Origin of the sequence: Pseudomonas sp. Q11 (genome assembly GCF_024494355.1) — a bacterium.
In the GTDB taxonomy this organism is placed as follows: domain Bacteria; phylum Pseudomonadota; class Gammaproteobacteria; order Pseudomonadales; family Pseudomonadaceae; genus Aquipseudomonas; species Aquipseudomonas hefeiensis.
Map to the genome: position 1 here is coordinate 239,469 of NZ_JAKNQY010000004.1, position 20,519 is coordinate 259,987.

A 20,519-nucleotide genomic window follows, 5' to 3' on the forward strand; every position below is an offset into this window, starting at 1 on the left:
TCGCGATAGCGGTAGACCAGCCAAACCCGTTGTCGACTGACCTGGCCCAATCGCGAGCAAGCTTTGCTCCCACAGGTTTGCGGCTACATCTGGCCTGCGGGCGGGGTACTTGTTGCTACTGCGTTAGGAGAAAAGAAGCCGGGGAATTTTTCTGAAAATAAATTCGTCCCGTTTCTACCCCAGCTCTCTAGGGAGAGCATTGGCAAGTGCCCCAAGCTTTGAATGCTAGGCTTGGTCTCTGAGATATCTTGTTGCGTATTGCTGCTTTGAGTGTCCAAGCGCCATGGTTGCTTCTGGCCGAGATATAGCGCCAACCCCCCGCTGGGGTTTTCCCACGTTTCGTTAGCGAGCCTCCAAGCCTTTGTGTATGCGCATTGTAGTGCTGGCCCTGGTTCTCATGCTGTTCGGCTGCGCTACTGCGTCGGACCCGCCGAGGGGCGAGGGTGGCGATTGGCGGTCCTTCTATGTGGTGAATCATGGCCTGCATACCGGGTTGGTAATTGCGCGCCCTGATCTACTTCAGATGCTTCCCGCACTGGCCGAAGAATTCAGCGACGGCGACTTCGTTGAGTTCGGTTGGGGTGACGAGGATTTTTACCGAGCCCCACAGGCCACCTTGAGCCTCGCTCTGCGAGCCTTGTTCGGGTCGACGGCAACCGTGCTGCATGCGGTCAAGATTGACGGGGACCCCAGGCGGCGTTTCGCCGCAAGCGAGGTCATCAAGGTGCGGGTGACGGAGGACGGCTACCGACGACTGCTCGCGTTCGTGGCCGGGACCTTCACCCGCTCAGCGACGGGCACCTTGGTGGTGCTCGGGCCTGGCCTGTATGGAGAGAGCCGGTTCTACCAGGCCGAGGGTCGCTATTCGCTGTTTTATACCTGCAATACCTGGGTCGCAGAGGCGCTGGCCGCGAGCAGCTGCCCAATGTCGCCTACGGCGGCGATTACGGCGGGGAGCGTCATGTCGCAGTTACGCCGGGCGACAGCAGTCGGTGCATCCTGCCTTGACTGAAAAGGGGACAGTGCTCGAAAAGGGGATAGAATTTGCTGGAAATAAATCTGTCCCCATTTTGGTCTGTTTCTCAAGAAACTGGACCGCCACCCCTGATACCCCCTCATACCCCCCGGCGACTCGATCTACCGTGGCGAGGGAGCTTGCTCCCGCTTGAGTGCGCAGCACTCATAGAAAACATCAGAAATAAATCCGCATTCTAATGAATGCTAGTGATATATAGCCAAAGCTAGCTAGTTAAGCTAGCTTTGGCTATATTTCTATAGTTTTTGCTATTTTGTGAGGCCGACATGGATCCCTACCGTAATCCGTTTGCGCCCGGCGCGGGCAGCAGGCCCCCTGAATTGGCGGGGCGCGACCTGATTCTTGAGGCGGCAAGAATTGCCTGTGGACGAGCCGTCAATGGGCGAAGTGCTCGTTCCATCATGCTCCTTGGCTTAAGAGGCACGGGTAAGACGGTCCTGTTGAATGAAATAGGAAAAATTGCAAAGGAGGAAGGTCTTCTCGTCTCCAAAGTGGAGGCGCCAGAACGTGAAAGCCTTGCACGTCTTCTTTATCCTGAAATGCGAAAGGTCATGCGCGCGCTCTCCAGCGTTGAGGCCGCCAAGCAAATTGCTCATCGTGGGCTAAAAGGACTTCGCAGCTTTGCATCAATCTTCAAGATTGATATTGGCGGTATTGAGATGGGTGTTGAGCCTGAGCCTGGACTCGCGGATAGCGGAAATCTTCAATACGACCTTCCCGATCTTTTTACTGTAATAGGTGAAGCCGCACAGGCCGCCGGTAAAGGCTGGATTCTGCTCATTGATGAAGTCCAATACCTCACCGAAGCAGATCTATCGGCACTGATTGTCTCCATCCATCGCATGTCGCAAGAAGGGCTTCCGGTGCTGCTGGTCGGTGCAGGTCTTCCGCAAGTTGCTCGGCTGGCGGGTGAGGCGAAGTCATATGCCGAGCGGCTTTTCCTTTACCCGGAGGTGGGGGCGCTTGATCAACCGTCTGCGACTCAAGCCGTTCAAAAGCCGATCCTAGACGAGCAAGCCTCTATCGACACCGCAGCTTTGGACAGCATTGTTGATCGGACACAGGGCTATCCGTTCTTTCTTCAAGAGTGGGCATCTACGGCATGGAACAACGCTGAGGGGCCCGAAATTACTGTTGACGATGTCGAGCATTCTTATTCGGAGACATTGGCCTCTCTCGATGCGGGCTTCTTCAGGGTCCGTATCGATCGGCTTACACCTTCGGAGGTTCAGTTTGTAAAAGCCATGTCCACCCTTGGCGATGGCCCCTATGCCATCGCTGATGTTGCGAAGGTGATGGGGCGCCCTCAATCATCGCTTGGTCCGACTCGGGCCAACATCATTTCCAAGGGAATGATCTACAGCACAGATCACGGATATCTGAATTTTACAGTTCCCCTTTTCGCAGAATTCATGCGTCGCCAGGAATGAGGGCCTGCAATGTGTGGCGAGGGGAATATCTCCTCGCCACACAGCTTGATGGTGTTGCGGTTAACGAGGGTCCCTATTAATGAGATCTAATGTTTTTCATCATCCTCTATAGTTATTTCCGCACGACGATTCTTTGCGTCGGCAAACTCTGTTCCAGTTGCGATTGGCCGGCTCAGCCCGTAGCCAACCGTCTCGACTTTTGATGGAATGATTCCTCTGAGGATTAGACGACTAGCCACCGCTTTAGCTCTCCGATCTGAAAGAGCGATAGCGTATTCGATTGTGGCAGTACCAATTTTCTCCTGACCTTCCTCAAGTTTTTGCTGCGCTCCTTCCTCGGACGTTGCATGGCCTTCAACTAATATCTTTTTACCTGGGTGCTGATAAAACCACTGATATGCATCTTCAATCGTCGCGACCCCAGAGTTATTGGGAGAGCCTTGATCATATTCAAAATATACAACCCACTTAGGTGTCTTCGTTGTCTCGTCATTCAACTTGCATCCGCCGAGCTGAACTTGGATATATTTCATAAGCTGAAATGTACTGTTTTCACACTGGGTTACCACTCGGTATGCCACCGCAGTGAATAAGATAACGATGACAATCGCTGAAGCCCAAATTATTGGGCTATGGCCGCGCTGTGTAGATGTCCTTCGCATTGGCACTCCTTTCACGTCGATGGCTCCGGCGGACGCACTAGTGATGAGAGAGTAGTACGAATAATGGACTGAAAAGGGGGACAGGACTGAAAAGGGGACGTGAAAAGGGGACAGAATTATTGGCTGGAAATAAATACCCTTTTTTCGGCTGAACGCCTCGACGACCAAGCGACCGTGCGGCCCACGAATGCCTGCCTGAGGGCGCGAGCCAGCATCTATGCTTGTATACAGCGCCAACCCCCGCTGGGGTTTCCCCACGTTTCGTTAGCGAGCCTCCAAGCCCTTGTGTATGCGCATTGTAGTGCTGGCCCTGGTCCTCACGCTGTTCGGCTGCGCTACCGCGTCGGACCCGCCGAGGGGCGAGGGTGGTGATTGGCGGTCCTTCTATGTAGTGAATCATGGCCTGCATACCGGGTTGATAATTGCGCGCCCCAATCTGCTTCAGGTGCTTCCCGCACTGGCCGAAGCGTTCAGCGACGGCGACTTCGTTGAGTTCGGTTGGGGTGACGAGGATTTTTACCGAGCCCCACAGGCCACCTTGAGTCTCGCCCTGGGAGCCTTGTTCGGGTCGACGGCAACCGTGCTGCATGCGGTCAAGATTGACGGGGACCCCAGGCGGCGTTTCGCCGCAAGCGAGGTCATCAAGGTGCGGGTGACGGAGGACGGCTACCGACGACTGCTCGCGTTCGTGGCCGGGACCTTCACCCGCTCAGCGACGGGCACCTTGGTGGTGCTCGGGCCTGGCCTGTATGGAGAGAGCCGGTTCTACCAGGCCGAGGGTCGCTATTCGCTGTTTTATACCTGCAATACCTGGGTCGCAGAGGCACTGACCGCGAGCGGTTGCCCAATGTCGCCTACGGTGATTACGGCGGGGAGCGTCATGTCGCAGTTGCGCCGGGCGACAGCGGTCGGTGCATCCTGCCTTGACTGAAAAGGGGACGACTGAAAAAGGGAGACTGACCTGGGGAAAGGGAGAGATCTTCTGAAAATGAATCCCTTTGTCCAAGGAGAATCGTGATGGGGCCTAGTCAGTCGACATTTCCAATGTTCGCGAGAAAAATCCTGGTGTCCCGATTAGACCGCAGACAGACTACGCGGCATGCCGATGGCGCAGTCGCCACAAGTTGTACCATCTTCGCTCGTGCTGATTTTTTCGTCCGCCACATGAACCTGAAAAATTCCGGCAGATTAGCCAGTAGTTCGGGGCAGTTCTCCGGCAAGTCAGGCCGAGATCGACCGTGCTTAAGCAGCGTTCTGAGCAGTACGCGCCAGAATCTAAGCGTCGCCGATCGATCAATCCATATCAAAAGATCTGCGCGGCTCAATCGGTTGTCCCAAGTGGCTGAATGGCCACCTTCGAATATCCAGCGATCACGGGCCTCGGCCTCGCGACAGAGGCGTGTTTTTTCGTCACAGGTTCGTTCGACCCATCCTGGCAGCCAGTGAATAGTGTCGATATGAACGACGGGCAAGCCCGTATGCTCGCCAAGCTTACGTGCCAAGGTGCTTTTTCCAGACCCAGGCTGACCAACAATCATCACCCGTTGCATCGAAGCTCCTTTCCGCTACGCATGCTGATTTTGGGGGCGCGATTTTACGTCGATGCGCGTCTCCGTCAACTGCAAGTTGGGTCTACGCCCTTGGCGCTACTTCGGAAAGAGACCACGATTTTGCATTCACCTGTAGCCGGACCGTCTCATCATCGTGGGCTGTCGCCGCTTCAGTGAGTGCCTAGGGAGCTGTTGGTCCCGAATCTGGTTGATACACCACCGAATCCATTATCATCAGCCCGCGATTCGGCAGCCCCAAGCCCCGGAAAGGTCAGGGCACCCAATGGAAATCAGGGAGAGATGGATGTACCTCAATCAAAAGTCCAGCCGCTGTATCTTGTTGGCCGGTGCGCTGGTAATTAGCGGTTGCACTTCGTTTTTGCGGGGCAAGCAGTATGTCGTTCCCGGCCCCAATGAACCCTCCGCAACGGTTCGCCTCAAGGCTGGAAATGGTGCGAGACTGGATGCCATGACCTTCAGCGATAATGGATGCTATGCGGGTTACACAATCCTGCCCTCTAACGGCGACTACATCGAATCCCGGGTCGCCGTGAACAAGGAGCTGATCCTGACCTATGGGCAGGTCGCAGGAAGCAGCGTGTGTCAAATACCGTTCTCCTTCACGCCACAGAACGGCGCCACCTACACCTTGATCCAAGGCTCCTGGAGCAAGCCCAAGGTGGGCATTCTCCCAATCTTCAACCGCGACGAATACTTCTGCGGGGTAGGCGTGATCAAGAAAGTCGGCGATCAGGAGAGCGTCGAACCCATTCAACAGCTGCAAATCAAGACTGGGTTCGCATGCCTGAGGTTCGTTAAATAGAGGCACTGCACGGCATCCGTTGCGCGTTGGTTGAATCTTTTCGGACGGATACTGAAGAATGACTTTGGCCTCGTTTTCAACTCTGCTCAACAACGCGGCACCGTCCGTAACACCAATAATTTCATGGATCACGGCGATTTTTAGGGGCGTGTGATCGAGCTGAAAATCTGAGTTGTTGCGGGAAACTGGGGACAGATCACGATTTTGCGCTCACCTGTAATCGGACCGTCTCATAATCGTGGTCTGTCCCCGTTTCCGTCTCTTGCATAATCGTGGTCTGTCCCCGTTTCCGCCCGTTTCCGTCTCTCTTGTGGAACCCGAATGTTGGATGCTGCTGTGAAGATAGTGAAATCTACCCGTTTTGACGATGTCGACCACGATTTAGGGTATGAGTACCGTGGTCATAATTACAGCGTGCAGAACGATGGGAATATGTTCCTGATCAGAACTTACGACGACGAACCAGGGTGTGCGACTGTCGTAAGTCCGACCACGGCGCATGCCAACGGCAACCTTAGACAGCTCGTCACTTTCTTGCAGGCGGAGTTTGGGGTCTCTAGGATCTGCCTCTACAAGGCCGATTTGGGGCGTTACGCTGAGATCGACCTTGAAACGTTGGCATTCCTTCCCATTTGAGTTCAGCGGCGATAGCGCGGTTGGTGTTTTTACACACTCTGGGCCGTTTTCGAGCACTCTAGGAGGACGGAGGCAAAAAGAAACCCGACGCAAAACGTCGGGTTTTTTCATTGGAGAAAAAATACTACTGCCGCGGCTCCACGTTATCCAACACCCGATTCGCCAGCAACGAACTCAGCTCAATCAGCTGCTGGATACCCTGCGCCACATGACGTCTCGAGCCATCCAGATCAAACGCCAGATCACTCACCATGGCATCGGCCGAAGCCAACGTCTCGCTGAGGTTGGCGAGCAAGCATTCGTTGTCGAGGCCTTTCACGACGGTGAATAGCTGGCCCGGTTTGGGATCGTCTTGGGATTTGTCTGGTTTCGGCAGCAAGTAGTGATCGAGCACGCGTTTGGTGGTTTCGTCTTGCAGCTTGGCTTTGGATTTTGCGGATGTAGCAGTGGAAGCCGCTTCTGGCGGATTCGGGGTAATTTTGAACATAAGCTTCGGTTCCTGATGTGGTGCCGACACCCCGAAGCTACTAAACAATGGGGTGGCAGCTGTACGCAGGTTAGTAGACCGGGGAACCGAAGAAGCCGGCGCGCCTAAGCGCCCTGCGTACAGCCACCATCAAGAACAGGGGTTGGGCCCTGTTTGAGAAGCGCTTGTACAACTTCGATTACCTCGGGCTACTAAACCCGACCACTGATGGGCAGTGGCAGGAAAGACAATAGAACCCAGGGACAAGGCGCACAAGCGGTCAGATTCTGGCGTAGTTGTAGGCAAAGGCGCAAGGATGCGTAGCTTGATAGCGGGGTGTAGGTGGGGGCTGTAGGAGGGAGATTTTTTGGTGATGCGGGCGGGGTGTTCTGTACTGGAACCGTGTCGTTTTCATCGCGAGCAAGCTCGCTCCCACAGGGATCGGGGGCTGTTGCAGATACCAGTGAAAAGGGGATTTATTTGCTGGAAATAAATCTGTCCCCTTTTACCGCTTTTACCGTGGTGGTCATCCGTAGGTGACCACCTTTGCTCTTAAACAGGCCCGTAGCTAAACGGTTCTAGAAAAAACTGTGGATCGACCCAAAGCCTTAACCCGTAGGGAATTACCGAGTATCCGTCATATCGGCCGGTGAAAGCGTTCGACGCAGCGAACTCCAGAAATGTGCCGCGCTTATCGTTAACAACGCGGATACCGGGACATCCAAGCAGCGTGTACTTGATAATGGGTTTTGGTAACGACGCCTCCCACATCTGAATTTCTACATCAGAATCATATTGCCAGATTGTGAGTTCCAGTCTGAGTGAGCCTTGTTCAATCAAATATTGATGTGACGTTTCATATTCATCGTGGGAAGGAATGACGCCAAGCACGGCGAAAATATCATAAGGATCCCATATGAGTAGCGGCATACCGTGTCCTATTCCAAAGATAGTCATACATCTTACCCGTCGTTCATTTCAGAAGCCGTCGTTCATGCTCGGCGGCTTCTGGTCCGTTTGCTGACTATCGCTAGAAAGGACAGTCGTGGGCTACCCGGGAAAAGAATTTGAGAATATTTCGAGTTTAATCGTCCACTTCTATGGATAGAAAAACCAAAACCCGACGCAAAACGTCGGGTTTTTCATTGGAGAAAAAATACTACTGCCGCGGCTCCACGTTATCCAACACCCGATTCGCCAGCAGCGAACTCAGCTCAATCAGCTGCTGGATACCCTGCGCCACATGACGCCTCGATCCATCCAGATCAAACGCCAGATCACTCACCATGGCATCAGCCGAAGCCAACGTCTCGCTGAGGTTGGCGAGCAAGCATTCGTTATCGAGGCCTTTCACAACGGTGAATAGCTGGCCCGGTTTGGGGTCGTCTTGGGATTTATCCGGCTTTGGTAGCAAGTAGTGATCGAGCACGCGTTTGGTGGTTTCGTCTTGCTGCTTGGCTTTGGATTTTGCGGATGTAGCAGTGGAATCTGTTTCTGGCGGATTCGGAGTTATTTTGAACATAGGTATGTCTTCTCAGTTAGGCCGCAACCCTCTCGCTACTAAACGATAGGGTGGCGGCTGTGCGCAGGTTAGTAGACCGGTGACATACCTAAAACCGGCGCGCCCGAGGGCGCCAAGCGCACAGCCACCATCAAGTGCAGGCAATGCCTAACTGATGAGACTCATGCGACCGGTATGTCATCCGGGCTACTAAACCCGACCACTGATGGGCAGTGGCAGGAAGACAATAGAACCCGGAGACAAGGCGCACAAGCGGGCGGATTCTGGCGTAGTTGTAGGCAAAGGCGCAAGGATGCGTGGCTTGGTGAAGGTGTGTAGGCAGGTTCTGTAGGAGCAGGTTTTGCCGGCGATGCGGGTGATTTGTTTTGGTCTGGAACCGCGTCGATTTCATCGCGAGCAAGCTTTGCTCCCACAGGGGATCGGGGCTGTTGCAGAGACTGTGTTCGGCCATTACCCGGTGTGGGAGCGGGCTTGCTCGCGAAGAGGGCGGCATGTTCAACATTGATGCAAGCTGACCCGACGCTTTCGCGAGCAAGCTTTGCTCCCACAGGGGGGCGGGGCTGTTGCAGATACTACAGGGGCTGCGTTGGGCTGGATATTCGGTTCGACACAAACCACCTGTGGCGAGGGAGCTTGCTCCCGCTGGCCTGCGCAGCGGGCCCCTGCATTTCTTCAGGCAAACCGCATCGTCCGGTTTTGCGACTGCTGCGCAGCCGAGCGGGAGCAAGCTCCCTCGCCACGGGGTTGCCTGGGCGGGTGTCATCGCGAGCAAGCTCCCACACAGGGGGGCGGGGGTGTTGCAGATATTGTGTTCACCGCCGTCCGGTGTGGGAGCGAGCCTGCTCGCGATAGCTATCTAGCGGAAATGACGGTGTTCCTGAAAAAACTAGATCGGTAGGAACTGGTAGGAACTGGTAGGAGCTGTCGAGTGAAACGAGGCTGCGATCTTTTGATTTTGATCTTTCACTCATGACTCAATTGTCTGGGACAAGATCGCAGCCTCGTTTCACTCGACAGCTCCTACACAGCTCCTACGGGTGGGGCGAGTCCCCGCGCTATAAAGGTTGCGCCGTTATTTACGCTTAAGCATCTCCGGCAACTGCGCCACCAGTTTCTGGTTATTCAACGGCGCACGAATAAACCCGCGTTGAGTACCGTCTGGTCCGATGACGGCGAGGTTGCCGCTGTGATCGACCGTGTAGTTGGGTTTGCTGGTGTCCGCCGGGATGAACGGGATGCTCACCGCGTTGGCGACCTTCTGCAGGTCTTCGATCGATGACGGGGTCAGGCCTATGAACTGCGGGTCGAAGTAGCCCAGGTACTGCTTGAGTTGCTTGGGCGTGTCGCGGTTCGGGTCGACGCTCACCAGTACGATCTGCAACTTATCCACAGCCTCCGCCGGCAGTTCGCTTTTGATCTGGCGCAGTTGGGCGAGGGTGGTCGGGCAGATGTCCGGGCAGAAGGTGTAGCCGAAGAACAGCAGGCTCCATTTGTCTTTCAACCCGTCCATCGCCACGGGCTGACCGTCCTGGTCGGTCATTTTTACGTCCGGCAGGTTGCGGCTCTGAGGCAGCAGGATGATGCCGGCGTCGATCAGCGCCGTGGGGTCGCCTTCGCCCTTGCCGGTCAGCACTTTATTGATGGTCAGGCCGAGGATCAGCGCGATCACGGCCACGAGAATGAAGACGGTTTTCTGGGTTCGAGTCATAGGCTCAACAGTAAGTAGTGATCTACAAGCAGGGCAATGAACAGCAGGAACAAGTACCAGATAGAGTACTTGAACGTGTTGATCGCCGCGTGCGGCCGACTGCCACGGTACAACACCACGGCCCATTGCAGAAACCTGGCGCCCAGCACGAGCGCGCACACCAGGTACAGCAAGCCGCTCATCTGGATCACAAAGGGCATCAGGCTCACCGCCAGCAGCACCAGGGTGTACAGCAGGATATGGATCTTGGTGTAGTGCTCGCCGTGGGTCACCGGCAGCATCGGGATGTCGGCCTTGGCGTATTCCTCTTTGCGATGAATCGCCAGGGCCCAGAAGTGCGGCGGGGTCCAGGCGAAGATGATCAGCACCAGCAGCAGCGGTTCGGCGCTGACATGACCCGTGGCGGCCACCCAGCCCAGCAATGGTGGCGCGGCGCCGGCCAGGCCGCCGATGACGATGTTCTGCGGCGTCGCCCGTTTGAGAAAACCCGTGTAGATCACCGCATAACCGAGCAAGGAGGCCAGGGTCAGCCAGGCGGTCAGCGGGTTGGTGAACGCCAGCAACAGCGCTTGGCCCGCCACGGCCAGTGCCAGGGCGAAGGTCAGTGCGGCGGCCGGTGAGACGCGACCTTCGGCCAGTGGGCGTTTATGGGTGCGGGCCATCACCGCGTCGATGCGCCGGTCCACCACATGGTTGACCGCCGCCGCGCCGCCGGCACACAGGGCGATGCCCAGGTTGCCGAACACCAGCACCGTCCACGGCACCCCGGCGCGGGTGGCGAGGAACATGCCCACCAGCGAGGTGATCAGCATCAACACCACCACTTTGGGCTTGGTCAGCTCCAGATAATCGCGCCAGATCGCCTGGCTGTGGCGTTCACCGGTCAGGGTTGCCATGGCATCTCTCCTTTTATTGTGAGGGGGCTGGCGCTGTGTTTATGCGCATTGAAGCGCCAGCGCAGCGGGATTTGATGCTTGACCCGGACCAGGCTGGTACGGGCGTGATAATTGACCAGCACCAGGCTCAACAACAGCGCGGCGCCTCCGGCGTTGTGGGCCACGGCGACGGGCAGCGGCAGGTGGAACAGCACGTTGCTGATGCCCAGGCTGATCTGGGCCGCCAGGGCCACCAACACCAGCCCCGCCAGGCGTGTCATGCCGACGGTCTTCAATTGCCAGGCCAGCCCCAACAGCACCACCGTCACCAGCAACGCGCCGATACGGTGGGTCAAGTGAATGGCGGTGCGCGCATCGCTGTCGAGCTGGCCACCCAGGTAGTTCGGGCCGATGTGCTGGGTCAGATGAAAGCCGTTGGCAAAATCCGCCGGGGGCAGCCATTGCCCGTGGCAGGTCGGGAAATCAATGCAGGCTACGGCGGCGTAATTGGAACTGACCCAGCCGCCGAGGGCGATCTGGCCGATTACCAGCAGTAACCCGGCGGTGGCCCAATGTTGCAGACGCTTGGGCACGGTCAGCGCCGGCAACACACCAGACAATCTCAACGTGAGCAGAAACAGCAGGCTCAGGGTCGCGAACCCGCCCAGCAAATGCCCGGTCACCACTTGCGGCCACAGCTTGAGGGTCACGGTCCACATGCCGAACGCCGCTTGGGCGAAGACCACCGCCAGCAGAAACAGCGGCAGCTTCAGGGGCAGGCCCGGGTGACGCCGGTTCATCCAGGCCCGAGCGGCCAGCACCGTAATCATCAGGCCCAACAGGCCGGCGAAGTAGCGATGGACCATCTCGTTCCAGCCCTTGTGGGCTTCCACCGGGGCGTCGGGAAAGTGCAGTTCGGCATGGGCCAGTTGGGCTTCGCTCTTGGGTACGCTGATGAAACCGTAGCAGCCGGGCCAGTCCGGGCAGCCGAGGCCGGCGTGGGTGAGCCGGGTATAGGCGCCCAGCAGGACGACGATCAGTGCCAGCAACGTGGCAAACAGCGCGAGGCGAAATCCAGGTTTGGCCATGTCGTTGCCCTCATCCGATGTTCGACAGTTTCAACAGATGTCGCAGGTCGTTGAGCAGTGCCTTGCCCTTGATCCGGGCGTCATAGCGCAGCACCAGGTTGCTGTGGGGATCGATGATCCACAGCTGCGCTTCCCCGCTGCCTTGGGCGCCTTTCTGGTAGGCCGGCAGGTCCAGCGGGTAGCGTTGCAGTTGGGGGTATTCGCGTTGCAACTGGGCGTCGTATTCCGCGTCCAGCGGCTGGGCGATGGCCAGGGCATGGCTGGCGCGGGAGGCGTCGCGGCCCAGGCCGATCTGCACCTGACGGGCCAGGTACACCAGTTGCCGGCAATCCACCGAACATGCCTGCGGCGCCGTGACCAGGATCTGCCAGCGCTGCTCATCGGCCTGTACGCCAATCTCGGCGCGGGTCTGGCCGTTGCCGATCAGTTCGCCGTGGTAGCTGCGGTTTTCCGGGACCCAGAACTGGAATTTGTACATGCCGGTGGCCAGGATCATCGGGCCGATCACTCCGAGCACGATCAGCAGCAGTTGCAGGCGACCCTTGCGACGGTTGCGCGCCGTAGGTGCCTCAGACGTGTTGGTTGGATTCATGGTGGTTCCCATGCTGTCTCCCTGCGTTGTGCCATCCGAGATAAAGGAAAAGGCCGAACAGCGCCGCCGCCATGGCGAACCACTGCACGGCATAGCCGAGGTGTTTTTCCGGCCCCATGGCCACTACCGGCCAATCGGTCCGATAGGCGCCGGGACCACTTTGCTGGCGTAATTGGTAGGCGTAACCGTTGCGGCCCAGTTCGGCCCAGAGTTTGTCCGGTTCGACGGTGGTCACCAGTCGCGGCCACGGCGCGTCGGCCGGGTCGGCGTGGAGCTGGAACGTGGTGCCCGGAGCAACGTAGACCCAGGCTTGAAGGTTCACCGCTTGTTCGGGGGTGCTGAAGGCCGGCGGAGTGCGCCGGTCAGGCCAGGGCAACCAGCCGCGATTGACCAGCAGCCAGAGCCCGGTCGCCTGGTCGAGAAAGGGTTGTAGCAACTCCACGCCGACCTTGCCGTCGTGCTGGCGGTTATCCAGCAGGATGCTGTGTTCGGCGTCGAACTGGCCCCGCAGGCTGACCGGCCGAAAGGCCGGGTCCGCCGTCTCTTGCAACTCGACGCTGGCCATCGGCTGCGCCACGCGGCGTTCGGCGTAACTGTCCATGAGCACGCGCTTTTGTTCGCCCCGGCTCAATTGCCAGAACCCCAGGCACACCATCACCGGCAACAGAACCGCTACCACCAGTGACGGCACGATGCCTGGCCGGAAGGCCTTCATGGCGCCGTTCCAAAGCTGTCGAACGAGATAGCTATACTCACGTGCATCGCGTCCCCCCGGAGTGTCCCTAATGCTAAAAGCAGCCATCGTCCTGATGCTGATTGCTACGATTGCGAGCCTGTTCAGCGGCCTGTTTTTTCTGGTCAAGGACGAAAGCGATTCCAATCGCCTGGTCATCGCCCTGACGATTCGGGTCAGCTTGGCCGCTATCACCGTCGGCTTGATCGCCTGGGGCTTTTTCAGCGGCCAGTTGGTGTCGCATGCTCCTTGGTAAAGAGCCGCCCTGGTAACGGTTGCCTCAGAGTATGTAGACGAAGAAGAACAAGCCGATCCACACCACATCGACGAAGTGCCAGTACCAACTCGCGGCCTCGAAACCGAACTGGTGTTCGTTGTCGAAGTGCCCACGCATGACGCGCATCAGCATCACGAACAAAATGATTGTGCCGATGGTGACGTGAGCGCCGTGGAAACCGGTGAGCATGAAGAACGTTGCGCCATAGATTCCCGAGCCCAACGTCAGGCCCAGCTCTTTATAGGCGTGGATGTATTCCTCGGCCTGGAAGCCCAGGAAGGCGCAACCCAGCAGCACGGTGATAGCCAGCCAGATTTTCAGCGCACCGCGATGGCCTTTTTTCAGGGCATGGTGGGCGATGGTCACGGTGACGCTGGAACTGACCAGCAGGATGGTGTTGAGCAGCGGCAAGCCCCAAGGGCTGATCACATCCTTGGGCGGTGGGAAGAGCTTGGGATCGGGGTTGTTCAGCAACGGCCAGACGTATTCGAAGTTCGGCCAAAGCATCTCCGACAGGCCCTTGCTGCCTTCACCGGCCAAGCCCGGCGCCGACACCATTCGGACATAAAACAAGGCGCCGAAAAACGCGACGAAGAACATCACTTCGGAGAAGATGAACCAGCTCATGCCCCAGCGAAACGAGCGGTCGAGCTGCGCACTGTAGAGCCCGGCGCGACTTTCCTTGATCACCGCGCCGAACCAGCCGAACAGCATGTAGGCCACCAGCAGGCCGCCAACGAAAAAGATCAGCGGGCCGTTGGAATCGGGCCGGTCAGCCTTCAGGTCGTTGAACCAGGTCGCCAGGCCGTACACCGTGACGAACATCCCGACGGTGGCGATGATCGGCCATTTGCTCTGGGCCGGAACGTAATAGTGTTCGTGAGTTGCCATTTATTGTTCTCCTTATCGGGCACGCTATCGGTCAGTGTTTACAGCCACCGGTGGATGACGAGCGGTGATATCGAACAGCGTGTAGGACAGCGTCAGGTGCTTCACTTCCTTGGGCATGTCCCGGTCAACGATGAAGCGCATGGGCATTTCGATACGTTCACCGGGTTGCAGCACTTGCTGGGTAAAACAAAAGCATTCGGTCTTGTGGAAATAGGCCGCCGCATTGCTCGGCGCGATACTGGGAACCGCCTGGGCGCTCATCGGCCGATCGGTGGGGTTGTGGGCAACGAACACCATCTCGTTCACCGCCCCCGGCTGAACCACCAGCTCATCGCCCTTGGGGTAGAAATCCCAGACCATGTCCACCGAGTTGGTCGACAGGAACTGCACGCGCACCTGGCGCGATTCATCGACGACTTGTTCACCTTCGTACTGCCCGGCGGTCTTGCCGTTGATGCCGAAGGCCTTGCACATCACGTCGTAGATCGGCACCAGGGCAAACCCGAAAACAAACATCGCCACCACCACCAGCAACAGGCGCGTGACCAGTTTTTTCAGCGAAATCGAGTCAGCCATGGCAGTCATCTCTTGCACCAAACCCTGTGGGAGCGAGCCTGCTCGCGATAGCGGTGGGCCTGGCACACCGCGTAGGACCTATCGCGAGCAGGCTCGCTCCCACAAAAGCTTGCGTGTTCATTTCACTTCCGGCGGCGTAGTAAAGGTGTGATACGGCGCCGGTGAAGGCACGCTCCACTCCAACCCTTCAGCCCCATCCCACGGCTTGGCCGGAGCCGGTTCGCCGCCGCGGATGGTCTTGATCACGATGAACAGGAAGAACAACTGCGTGGTGCCGAACATGAACGCGCCGATGGACGAGACCATGTTGAAGTCGGCGAACTGCAGGTTGTAGTCCGGGATCCGCCGGGGCATGCCCGCCAGGCCGACGAAGTGCATCGGGAAGAACGCCAGGTTCATGCCGACGAACGACAGCCAGAAGTGCAGCTTGCCGAGGGTTTCGTCGTACATGTGGCCGGTCCATTTCGGCAGCCAGTAGTAGGCCGAGGCGAAGATCCCGAAGATCGCGCCGGGCACCAGTACATAGTGGAAGTGCGCGACCACGAAATAGGTGTCCTGGTACTGGAAGTCCGCCGGGGCGATGGCCAGCATCAGCCCGGAGAAGCCGCCGATGGAGAACAGGATCACGAACGCCACGGCAAACAGCATCGGCGTCTCGAAGGTCAGTGAGCCTTGCCACATGGTGCTGGCCCAGTTGAACACCTTCACCCCGGTGGGCACGGCGATCAGCAGGGTGGCGTACATGAAGAACAGCTCGCCCACCAGCGGAATGCCCACCACGAACATGTGGTGCGCCCAGACGATGAACGACAGGAACGCAATGGCCGCCGTGGCATAAACCATCGAGGTGTAGCCGAACAGCGGTTTGCGCGAGAAGGCCGGGATGATCGAGCTGACGGCACCGAAGGCCGGCAGGATCATGATGTACACCTCGGGATGACCGAAGAACCAGAACACGTGCTGGAACAGCACCGGGTCACCGCCACCGGCGGCACTGAAGAAGCTGGTGCCGAAGTGGATGTCCATCAGCATCATCGTCACGCAGCCGGCCAGCACCGGCATCACTGCGATCAGCAGGAACGCGGTGATCAGCCAGGTCCAGACGAACAGCGGCATTTTCATCAGTGTCATGCCGGGGGCGCGCAGGTTGAGGATGGTGGCGACCACGTTGATCGCGCCCATGATCGAGCTGATGCCCATCAGGTGGATGGCAAAGATAAAGAACGTCACGCTTTCCGGCGCATAGGTGGTGGACAGCGGCGCGTAGAAGGTCCAGCCGAAGTTCGGCCCGCCGCCGGGGGTGAACAGCGTCGACACCAGCATCAGGAACGCCGCCGGCAACAACCAGAAACTGAAGTTGTTCATGCGCGGCAGGGCCATGTCCGGCGCCCCGATCATCAGCGGGATCATCCAGTTGGCCAGGCCGACGAAGGCCGGCATCACCGCGCCGAAGACCATCACCAGGCCGTGCATGGTGGTCATCTGGTTGAAGAACTCCGGCTGCACGATCTGCAGGCCGGGCTGGAACAGCTCGGCGCGGATCACCATGGCGAACGAGCCGCCCAGCAGGAACATGGAGAACGCGAACCACAGGTACAGCGTGCCGATATCCTTGTGGTTGGTGGTCAGTACCCAGCGCATCAGCCCTTTGGCGGGGCCGTGGGCGTGGTCGGCATGACCGTGGTCATCGATCACAGCACTCATGTCCTGTCTCCTTCGAACGAGTGGGCTGGGCGGCGCGCGGCTGTGAGCGGCGACCGGTTGCGGGAACAAACGTCAGGCCGGCTCATTGGCTTTCTGCCTGTTTGAGTTCCAGCACTTCTTTAGGCGTAACCATGTCGCCCTTGTTGTTGCCCCAGGCGTTACGTTCATAGGTCACGACCGCGGCGATATCGACTTCCGACAATTGTTTGCCGAACGCCGCCATGGAGGTGCCCGGTTTGCCGTGGAAGACAATGTTCAGGTGATCCTTGATCGGCCCGGTGGCGATTTTCGAGCCCTTGAGGGCCGGGAACATCGGCGGCAGGCCTTGGCCTTCGGCCTGGTGACAGGCCACGCAGGTGGTGTGATAGACCTTGTCGCCACGCTCGATGAGCTCTTGCAGGGTCCATTCCTTGCTGGTCAGCTCTTTGAGCTGCGCCGCTTCGGCCTTGCGCTCGGCCAGCCATGCTTCATAGTCGGGCTTGCTCTTGACCTCGACCACGATGGGCATGAACCCGTGGTCCTTGCCGCACAGTTCGGCGCACTGGCCGCGATACAGGCCGGGTTTGTCGACGCGGGTCCAGGCTTCGTTGACGAAGCCTGGAATCGCATCGCGCTTGACCGCAAACGCCGGTACCCACCAGGAGTGGATCACGTCGGCGGAGGTCACCAGAAAGCGCACCTTGGCATCGACCGGCAGCACCAGCGGCTTGTCGACTTCCAACAGGTAATGTTCGCCCTTGGCGCTCTGGTTATTGATTTGTTCGGCGGGGGTGGCCAGGTTGCTGAAGAACTCGACGTCCTGCCCCAGGTACTTGTAGTGCCACTTCCACTGATAGCCGGTGACCTGGATATCGATGTCCGACTCGCTGGAGTCGTACATCTTGATCAGCGTCGCGGTGGCGGGAACCGCCATTGCAACCAGGATCAGGAAGGGCACGATGGTCCAGAGGATTTCGACGCGGGTGTTTTCGTGGAAATTGGCCGCGTTTTGGCCGGTTGAGCGGCGGTGCATTATCATCGACCAGAACATGGCGCCGAAGACGATGATGCCGATCACTACACAGATCCAGAAGATGGTCATGTGCAGGTCGAACACTGCATTGCTGATCTGTGTCGCTCCAGGCGCCATATTCACAGTCCAGGCTGCTTGCGCCGGACTGAAAATCGACCACAACAGGAGGCCCATCCATACGTGTGGATGTCGCGTCATTGCGGGTTCCCCTTATCGTTCTTGTTATCCCGTCGGCGTAACGCCAGCGGCAAGGGATCGGCTCTTCAGACTACCAACTTGACTCGCCGCGCCTTGCTGCACATGCAATCGGGTGTCATCAGCTAACTCCATTCCAAACCGAGTATAGACAGCGACTGCAACCTCGCAACGCGATGGCGTAAATCGTTTGAAACAGGCAGGGCTTGCGCTAGAGCCCACGAATGGAGAAGGATGCGAACCTGAGTGATGGCAAACCGATATAGCGGTGGCGTATCAAGGACGAGCCAGTTATGAAAAATAGGTCTTAGGAGTGTTTTTGCGCCAGCTAAGTTATGTCTTTCTTATTTCATTGCCTTGTTTCCTGGAGTTGTCATGAACACCGCCGCATTGCGCGAGCAGATCCAAAAAGCCCAACAACACGAGGCCGAGACCGGCCAGCTGACGCGTCAGTTGGAAACCCAGCTGCCGAACCTGCACGCCGCGATCCAACTACCGGACATCGACGCCAAGGGCGTGATGACCCGTTTTGTCACCGCATACATCGAGCAAGTGCCCGACCTGCTGGACGCAGCCAACGAGGTGGCCCGCGAAGCTGGCATCGAATCGCAGATCAAACCGGTGCTGAAAATCGCCGAGCAGTTTTTCCTCCAGCCACCCAAGGTCATGGAGGGTCACGTTGGCCTGGACAGCCTGCTGGATGAAGCCTACCTGGCCCATCGGCTGGTGGAGGAGGTCAACGACCTGTACATCAAGCACTTCGGCCAGCCCTTGATTCCCTTGGATATGACGGTGGCCAACCTGATCGCTCACCATTTGATCGGCGAACCCTTTGCCAATCAGCTCGATGAAGCCGTGCATCATGCGGTAGATGAAATGCTCGACGAAGACAGCTTTGCGCTGGAGTCGGTGGAGTCTTACCGGGAAAAACTCAGCAACCCGGACACCGGCGCTGCCTGGAAACGCTGGCCGTGCCTGTCGCGGCAGTTGGGAGTAGGGCTGGAGCTGGATCAACCGGCGGCTTGATCTGGCTGAAACGCTCATTCCCTTGTGGGTGTTCACAGAAATTGTGTCCACCACAGATCCCTGTGGGAGCGAGCCTGCTCGCGATAGCGGTTGAACCTGCAACATTAATGTCGACTGATTCACCGCTATCGCGAGCAGGCTCGCTCCCACATTGTGCTCAAGGTGTCAGGTAGCCGCTGCGCCCACCCCCACCGTGGTGCGCAAGCGCCCTTCCAGCCTGCGCTTGAGCCCGCGGGATTCGATCAACAGCTTCGAGCCCTTGCTGGCATTCGCCCGGCCCCATTCTTCCAGCAACTCCAGACACGAATGGTCGATGTAGCTCAGGTTGTTGAGCGGCACATGCACCGTCGCGCCTGCGGGAATGGTGCCCAGCACCTGGGTCAGTGCCGGTACCTTCAGGAAGGTTGCCGCCCCCACCAACCGCAGTTCCATTTCACCGTCCGGGGGCAGGTCGATCAGGCTGATTTTCAGTCGCGAAGCTTTCCAGGCCAGTTTCGCCAGGGTCAGGCCGAAACCGATCAGTACACCGGTCAGCAGGTCGGTGAAGATGATCGCCAGCGCCGTCGCGGCATAGGTGAACATCGGCATCCGGCCATAACGTCCCAGCCCGCGGAACGCCTTGAGGTCCACCAGTTTGAAACCGGTGTACACCAACACGCCCGCCAGGCTCGCCACTGGAATGCTCTGCAGCACGCTGGACAGCAACAGCACGAAGAGCAACAGCCACAGGCCATGGAAAATCGTCGACATCCGCGTGGTCGCCCCGGCCTGGACGTTGGCCGAACTGCGCACGATCACGCCAGTCATCGGCAGGGCACCGAGCAGGCCGCAGAGCATATTACCGATGCCCTGGGCGGACAGTTCCCGGTCGAAATCCGCGCGTTCGCCGCTGTGCATGCGGTCCACGGCAGCGGCCGACAGCAGCGTTTCGGCACTGGCGATGAAAGCGACGGCGAACGCGGCGATCAGCAACGTGGGGTCGGCCAGGTTCAGCAGGTCGGCCGGGCGCAGCCAATCAATGGCTTCGGCGAGGTTCTCCGGGACTTCCACGCGCTTGACCTGCAAGGCCAACAGCAGGCTGGCAATGGTCGCCAGACCCACGCCGAGCAGGGCACCGGGAACAAAGCGCAAGCTGTGGGGGCGAAACTTTTCCCAGAGCCACATCACCGCAATCGTCGACAAACCGAGCAGACCAGCCTGCCAGCCGAAGGACGGCAACGCCTGAGCCACTGCCGCAGGAAACGCCGCCAGATTATCCAGCCCTGACGGTTTCGGCACCGCGTCGAGCATCACATGGACCTGGGACAACACGATCAGCACGCCGATACCCGCCAGCATCCCGTAGACCACCGCGGGCGCGGTCACCCGGAACCAGCAACCCAGGCGAAAGCGCCCGGCCAGCAACTGTAGAAGACCGGCCAGCAGCAGGATCGGCCCGAGCATCGCGACGCCGTGCTGGCGAACCAGTTCGAAGACCAATACCGCCAACCCGGCGGCCGGGCCGCTGACTTGCAACTTGGACCCGGCCAGAAAACCCACAACCAGACCACCGATGATGCCGGTGATCAGACCTTTGGCCGGTGGCAGGCCGGACGCGATGGCAATGCCCATGCACAAGGGCAGCGCCACCAGAAACACCACTACGGAAGCCAACAGCTCCCGTGGCAGAACAGCTTTTAATTGAGCAGCACGCATGGCGACTCTCCCGAAGTTTTCT

General features: G+C 58.4%; 22 protein-coding genes. 7 read left to right on the plus strand and 15 right to left on the minus strand.

Translation table 11 applies throughout. The features are described 5' to 3' along the window. The first annotated feature begins 367 nt into the window (after nucleotides 1-367). Nucleotides 368-1,012 carry a DUF2459 domain-containing protein gene (locus MA884_RS06860; RefSeq protein ID WP_256229680.1) on the plus strand — a complete coding sequence of 215 codons (645 nt, stop codon included), beginning with the start codon at nucleotides 368-370 and terminating at the stop codon, nucleotides 1,010-1,012. A 290-nt stretch (nucleotides 1,013-1,302) separates the two neighbouring features. Then, entirely contained in the window at nucleotides 1,303-2,466 is a 1,164-nt protein-coding gene (locus MA884_RS06865; protein ID WP_256229681.1) for an ATP-binding protein, read from the plus strand. 86 nt (nucleotides 2,467-2,552) lie between these two features. Here the strand turns inward: MA884_RS06865 and MA884_RS06870 are convergent, their stop codons facing one another. Further along, nucleotides 2,553-3,128: an OmpA family protein gene (locus MA884_RS06870; protein ID WP_256229682.1), complete on the minus strand. Its 576-nt coding sequence runs from the start codon at nucleotides 3,126-3,128 to the stop codon at nucleotides 2,553-2,555. A gap of 289 nt (nucleotides 3,129-3,417) precedes the next feature. Here MA884_RS06870 and MA884_RS06875 point away from each other — a divergent pair, with 289 nt between their 5' ends. Next, nucleotides 3,418-4,059, plus strand: a complete 642-nt coding sequence (locus MA884_RS06875) for a DUF2459 domain-containing protein (protein WP_256229683.1) — start codon at nucleotides 3,418-3,420, stop codon at nucleotides 4,057-4,059. Nucleotides 4,060-4,156: 97 nt separating this feature from the next. Here MA884_RS06875 and MA884_RS06880 read toward each other — a convergent pair whose 3' ends face one another. Further along, nucleotides 4,157-4,678 (minus strand): AAA family ATPase, encoded by a 522-nt coding sequence (locus MA884_RS06880; RefSeq protein WP_256229684.1) that lies wholly within the window; start codon nucleotides 4,676-4,678, stop codon nucleotides 4,157-4,159. A gap of 304 nt (nucleotides 4,679-4,982) precedes the next feature. Here MA884_RS06880 and MA884_RS06885 point away from each other — a divergent pair, with 304 nt between their 5' ends. After that, complete coding sequence (locus MA884_RS06885; protein ID WP_256229685.1) at nucleotides 4,983-5,501, plus strand: hypothetical protein; 519 nt, start codon at nucleotides 4,983-4,985, stop codon at nucleotides 5,499-5,501. A gap of 321 nt (nucleotides 5,502-5,822) precedes the next feature. After that, a complete protein-coding gene (locus MA884_RS06890; RefSeq protein WP_256229686.1) occupies nucleotides 5,823-6,137 on the plus strand; it encodes a hypothetical protein in 315 nt (104 codons plus the stop codon). A gap of 124 nt (nucleotides 6,138-6,261) precedes the next feature. Here the strand turns inward: MA884_RS06890 and MA884_RS06895 are convergent, their stop codons facing one another. From MA884_RS06895 to MA884_RS06930, 8 genes are all read right to left on the minus strand, one after another. Then, nucleotides 6,262-6,624, minus strand: a complete 363-nt coding sequence (locus MA884_RS06895; RefSeq protein WP_256229687.1) for a DUF6124 family protein — start codon at nucleotides 6,622-6,624, stop codon at nucleotides 6,262-6,264. A 531-nt stretch (nucleotides 6,625-7,155) separates the two neighbouring features. Continuing rightward, nucleotides 7,156-7,533 carry a hypothetical protein gene (locus tag MA884_RS06900; RefSeq protein WP_256229688.1) on the minus strand — a complete coding sequence of 126 codons (378 nt, stop codon included), beginning with the start codon at nucleotides 7,531-7,533 and terminating at the stop codon, nucleotides 7,156-7,158. A gap of 229 nt (nucleotides 7,534-7,762) precedes the next feature. Next, entirely contained in the window at nucleotides 7,763-8,125 is a 363-nt protein-coding gene (locus tag MA884_RS06905) for a DUF6124 family protein (RefSeq protein WP_256229689.1), read from the minus strand. A 1,072-nt stretch (nucleotides 8,126-9,197) separates the two neighbouring features. Continuing rightward, nucleotides 9,198-9,833, minus strand: coding sequence for an SCO family protein (locus MA884_RS06910; protein WP_256229690.1), 636 nt, complete (start codon nucleotides 9,831-9,833; stop codon nucleotides 9,198-9,200). Next, nucleotides 9,830-10,729 carry a heme o synthase gene (cyoE, locus tag MA884_RS06915; protein WP_256229691.1) on the minus strand — a complete coding sequence of 300 codons (900 nt, stop codon included), beginning with the start codon at nucleotides 10,727-10,729 and terminating at the stop codon, nucleotides 9,830-9,832. Before cyoE ends, MA884_RS06910 begins: the two co-directional genes overlap by 4 nt. Continuing rightward, nucleotides 10,717-11,796, minus strand: a complete 1,080-nt coding sequence (locus tag MA884_RS06920) for a heme A synthase (RefSeq protein ID WP_256229692.1) — start codon at nucleotides 11,794-11,796, stop codon at nucleotides 10,717-10,719. Before MA884_RS06920 ends, cyoE begins: the two co-directional genes overlap by 13 nt. A gap of 10 nt (nucleotides 11,797-11,806) precedes the next feature. Then, a complete protein-coding gene (locus MA884_RS06925; RefSeq protein ID WP_256229693.1) occupies nucleotides 11,807-12,400 on the minus strand; it encodes a hypothetical protein in 594 nt (197 codons plus the stop codon). Next, nucleotides 12,366-13,103, minus strand: coding sequence for an SURF1 family protein (locus MA884_RS06930; protein WP_256229694.1), 738 nt, complete (start codon nucleotides 13,101-13,103; stop codon nucleotides 12,366-12,368). The genes MA884_RS06925 and MA884_RS06930 overlap by 35 nt, the downstream gene beginning before the upstream one ends. A 70-nt stretch (nucleotides 13,104-13,173) precedes the next feature. Here MA884_RS06930 and MA884_RS06935 point away from each other — a divergent pair, with 70 nt between their 5' ends. Then, complete coding sequence (locus tag MA884_RS06935; protein WP_256229695.1) at nucleotides 13,174-13,377, plus strand: twin transmembrane helix small protein; 204 nt, start codon at nucleotides 13,174-13,176, stop codon at nucleotides 13,375-13,377. A gap of 24 nt (nucleotides 13,378-13,401) precedes the next feature. On the opposite strand, the gene MA884_RS06940 is transcribed toward MA884_RS06935, so the two are convergent. The 4 genes from MA884_RS06940 to coxB form a co-directional block, all read right to left on the minus strand. Beyond that, complete coding sequence (locus MA884_RS06940) at nucleotides 13,402-14,289, minus strand: cytochrome c oxidase subunit 3 (RefSeq protein ID WP_256229696.1); 888 nt, start codon at nucleotides 14,287-14,289, stop codon at nucleotides 13,402-13,404. 24 nt (nucleotides 14,290-14,313) lie between these two features. Continuing rightward, a complete protein-coding gene (locus tag MA884_RS06945; protein WP_256229697.1) occupies nucleotides 14,314-14,865 on the minus strand; it encodes a cytochrome c oxidase assembly protein in 552 nt (183 codons plus the stop codon). 117 nt (nucleotides 14,866-14,982) lie between these two features. Further along, on the minus strand, nucleotides 14,983-16,569 hold the full coding sequence (gene ctaD, locus MA884_RS06950) for a cytochrome c oxidase subunit I (protein WP_047230053.1): 1,587 nt from the start codon (nucleotides 16,567-16,569) through the stop codon (nucleotides 14,983-14,985). 82 nt (nucleotides 16,570-16,651) lie between these two features. Continuing rightward, nucleotides 16,652-17,779 carry a cytochrome c oxidase subunit II gene (gene coxB / locus MA884_RS06955; protein ID WP_256229698.1) on the minus strand — a complete coding sequence of 376 codons (1,128 nt, stop codon included), beginning with the start codon at nucleotides 17,777-17,779 and terminating at the stop codon, nucleotides 16,652-16,654. Nucleotides 17,780-18,151: 372 nt separating this feature from the next. On the opposite strand from coxB, the gene MA884_RS06960 reads away from it, so the two are divergent. Further along, entirely contained in the window at nucleotides 18,152-18,802 is a 651-nt protein-coding gene (locus tag MA884_RS06960) for a hypothetical protein (protein WP_256229699.1), read from the plus strand. A 165-nt stretch (nucleotides 18,803-18,967) separates the two neighbouring features. Here MA884_RS06960 and MA884_RS06965 read toward each other — a convergent pair whose 3' ends face one another. Continuing rightward, entirely contained in the window at nucleotides 18,968-20,497 is a 1,530-nt protein-coding gene (locus tag MA884_RS06965) for a SulP family inorganic anion transporter (protein WP_256229700.1), read from the minus strand. Nucleotides 20,498-20,519 lie beyond the last annotated feature (22 nt).

Coding starts and splice junctions, on each gene's coding strand:
- MA884_RS06860 (WP_256229680.1), top strand. CDS start 368: ATGCGCATTGTAGTGCTGGCCCTGGTTCTCATGCTGTTCGGCTGCGCT.
- MA884_RS06865 (WP_256229681.1), top strand. CDS start 1,303: ATGGATCCCTACCGTAATCCGTTTGCGCCCGGCGCGGGCAGCAGGCCC.
- MA884_RS06870 (WP_256229682.1), bottom strand. CDS start 3,128: ATGCGAAGGACATCTACACAGCGCGGCCATAGCCCAATAATTTGGGCT.
- MA884_RS06875 (WP_256229683.1), top strand. CDS start 3,418: ATGCGCATTGTAGTGCTGGCCCTGGTCCTCACGCTGTTCGGCTGCGCT.
- MA884_RS06880 (WP_256229684.1), bottom strand. CDS start 4,678: ATGCAACGGGTGATGATTGTTGGTCAGCCTGGGTCTGGAAAAAGCACC.
- MA884_RS06885 (WP_256229685.1), top strand. CDS start 4,983: ATGTACCTCAATCAAAAGTCCAGCCGCTGTATCTTGTTGGCCGGTGCG.
- MA884_RS06890 (WP_256229686.1), top strand. CDS start 5,823: ATGTTGGATGCTGCTGTGAAGATAGTGAAATCTACCCGTTTTGACGAT.
- MA884_RS06895 (WP_256229687.1), bottom strand. CDS start 6,624: ATGTTCAAAATTACCCCGAATCCGCCAGAAGCGGCTTCCACTGCTACA.
- MA884_RS06900 (WP_256229688.1), bottom strand. CDS start 7,533: ATGCCGCTACTCATATGGGATCCTTATGATATTTTCGCCGTGCTTGGC.
- MA884_RS06905 (WP_256229689.1), bottom strand. CDS start 8,125: ATGTTCAAAATAACTCCGAATCCGCCAGAAACAGATTCCACTGCTACA.
- MA884_RS06910 (WP_256229690.1), bottom strand. CDS start 9,833: ATGACTCGAACCCAGAAAACCGTCTTCATTCTCGTGGCCGTGATCGCG.
- cyoE (WP_256229691.1), bottom strand. CDS start 10,729: ATGGCAACCCTGACCGGTGAACGCCACAGCCAGGCGATCTGGCGCGAT.
- MA884_RS06920 (WP_256229692.1), bottom strand. CDS start 11,796: ATGGCCAAACCTGGATTTCGCCTCGCGCTGTTTGCCACGTTGCTGGCA.
- MA884_RS06925 (WP_256229693.1), bottom strand. CDS start 12,400: ATGGGAACCACCATGAATCCAACCAACACGTCTGAGGCACCTACGGCG.
- MA884_RS06930 (WP_256229694.1), bottom strand. CDS start 13,103: ATGAAGGCCTTCCGGCCAGGCATCGTGCCGTCACTGGTGGTAGCGGTT.
- MA884_RS06935 (WP_256229695.1), top strand. CDS start 13,174: ATGCTAAAAGCAGCCATCGTCCTGATGCTGATTGCTACGATTGCGAGC.
- MA884_RS06940 (WP_256229696.1), bottom strand. CDS start 14,289: ATGGCAACTCACGAACACTATTACGTTCCGGCCCAGAGCAAATGGCCG.
- MA884_RS06945 (WP_256229697.1), bottom strand. CDS start 14,865: ATGGCTGACTCGATTTCGCTGAAAAAACTGGTCACGCGCCTGTTGCTG.
- ctaD (WP_047230053.1), bottom strand. CDS start 16,569: ATGAGTGCTGTGATCGATGACCACGGTCATGCCGACCACGCCCACGGC.
- coxB (WP_256229698.1), bottom strand. CDS start 17,779: ATGACGCGACATCCACACGTATGGATGGGCCTCCTGTTGTGGTCGATT.
- MA884_RS06960 (WP_256229699.1), top strand. CDS start 18,152: ATGAACACCGCCGCATTGCGCGAGCAGATCCAAAAAGCCCAACAACAC.
- MA884_RS06965 (WP_256229700.1), bottom strand. CDS start 20,497: ATGCGTGCTGCTCAATTAAAAGCTGTTCTGCCACGGGAGCTGTTGGCT.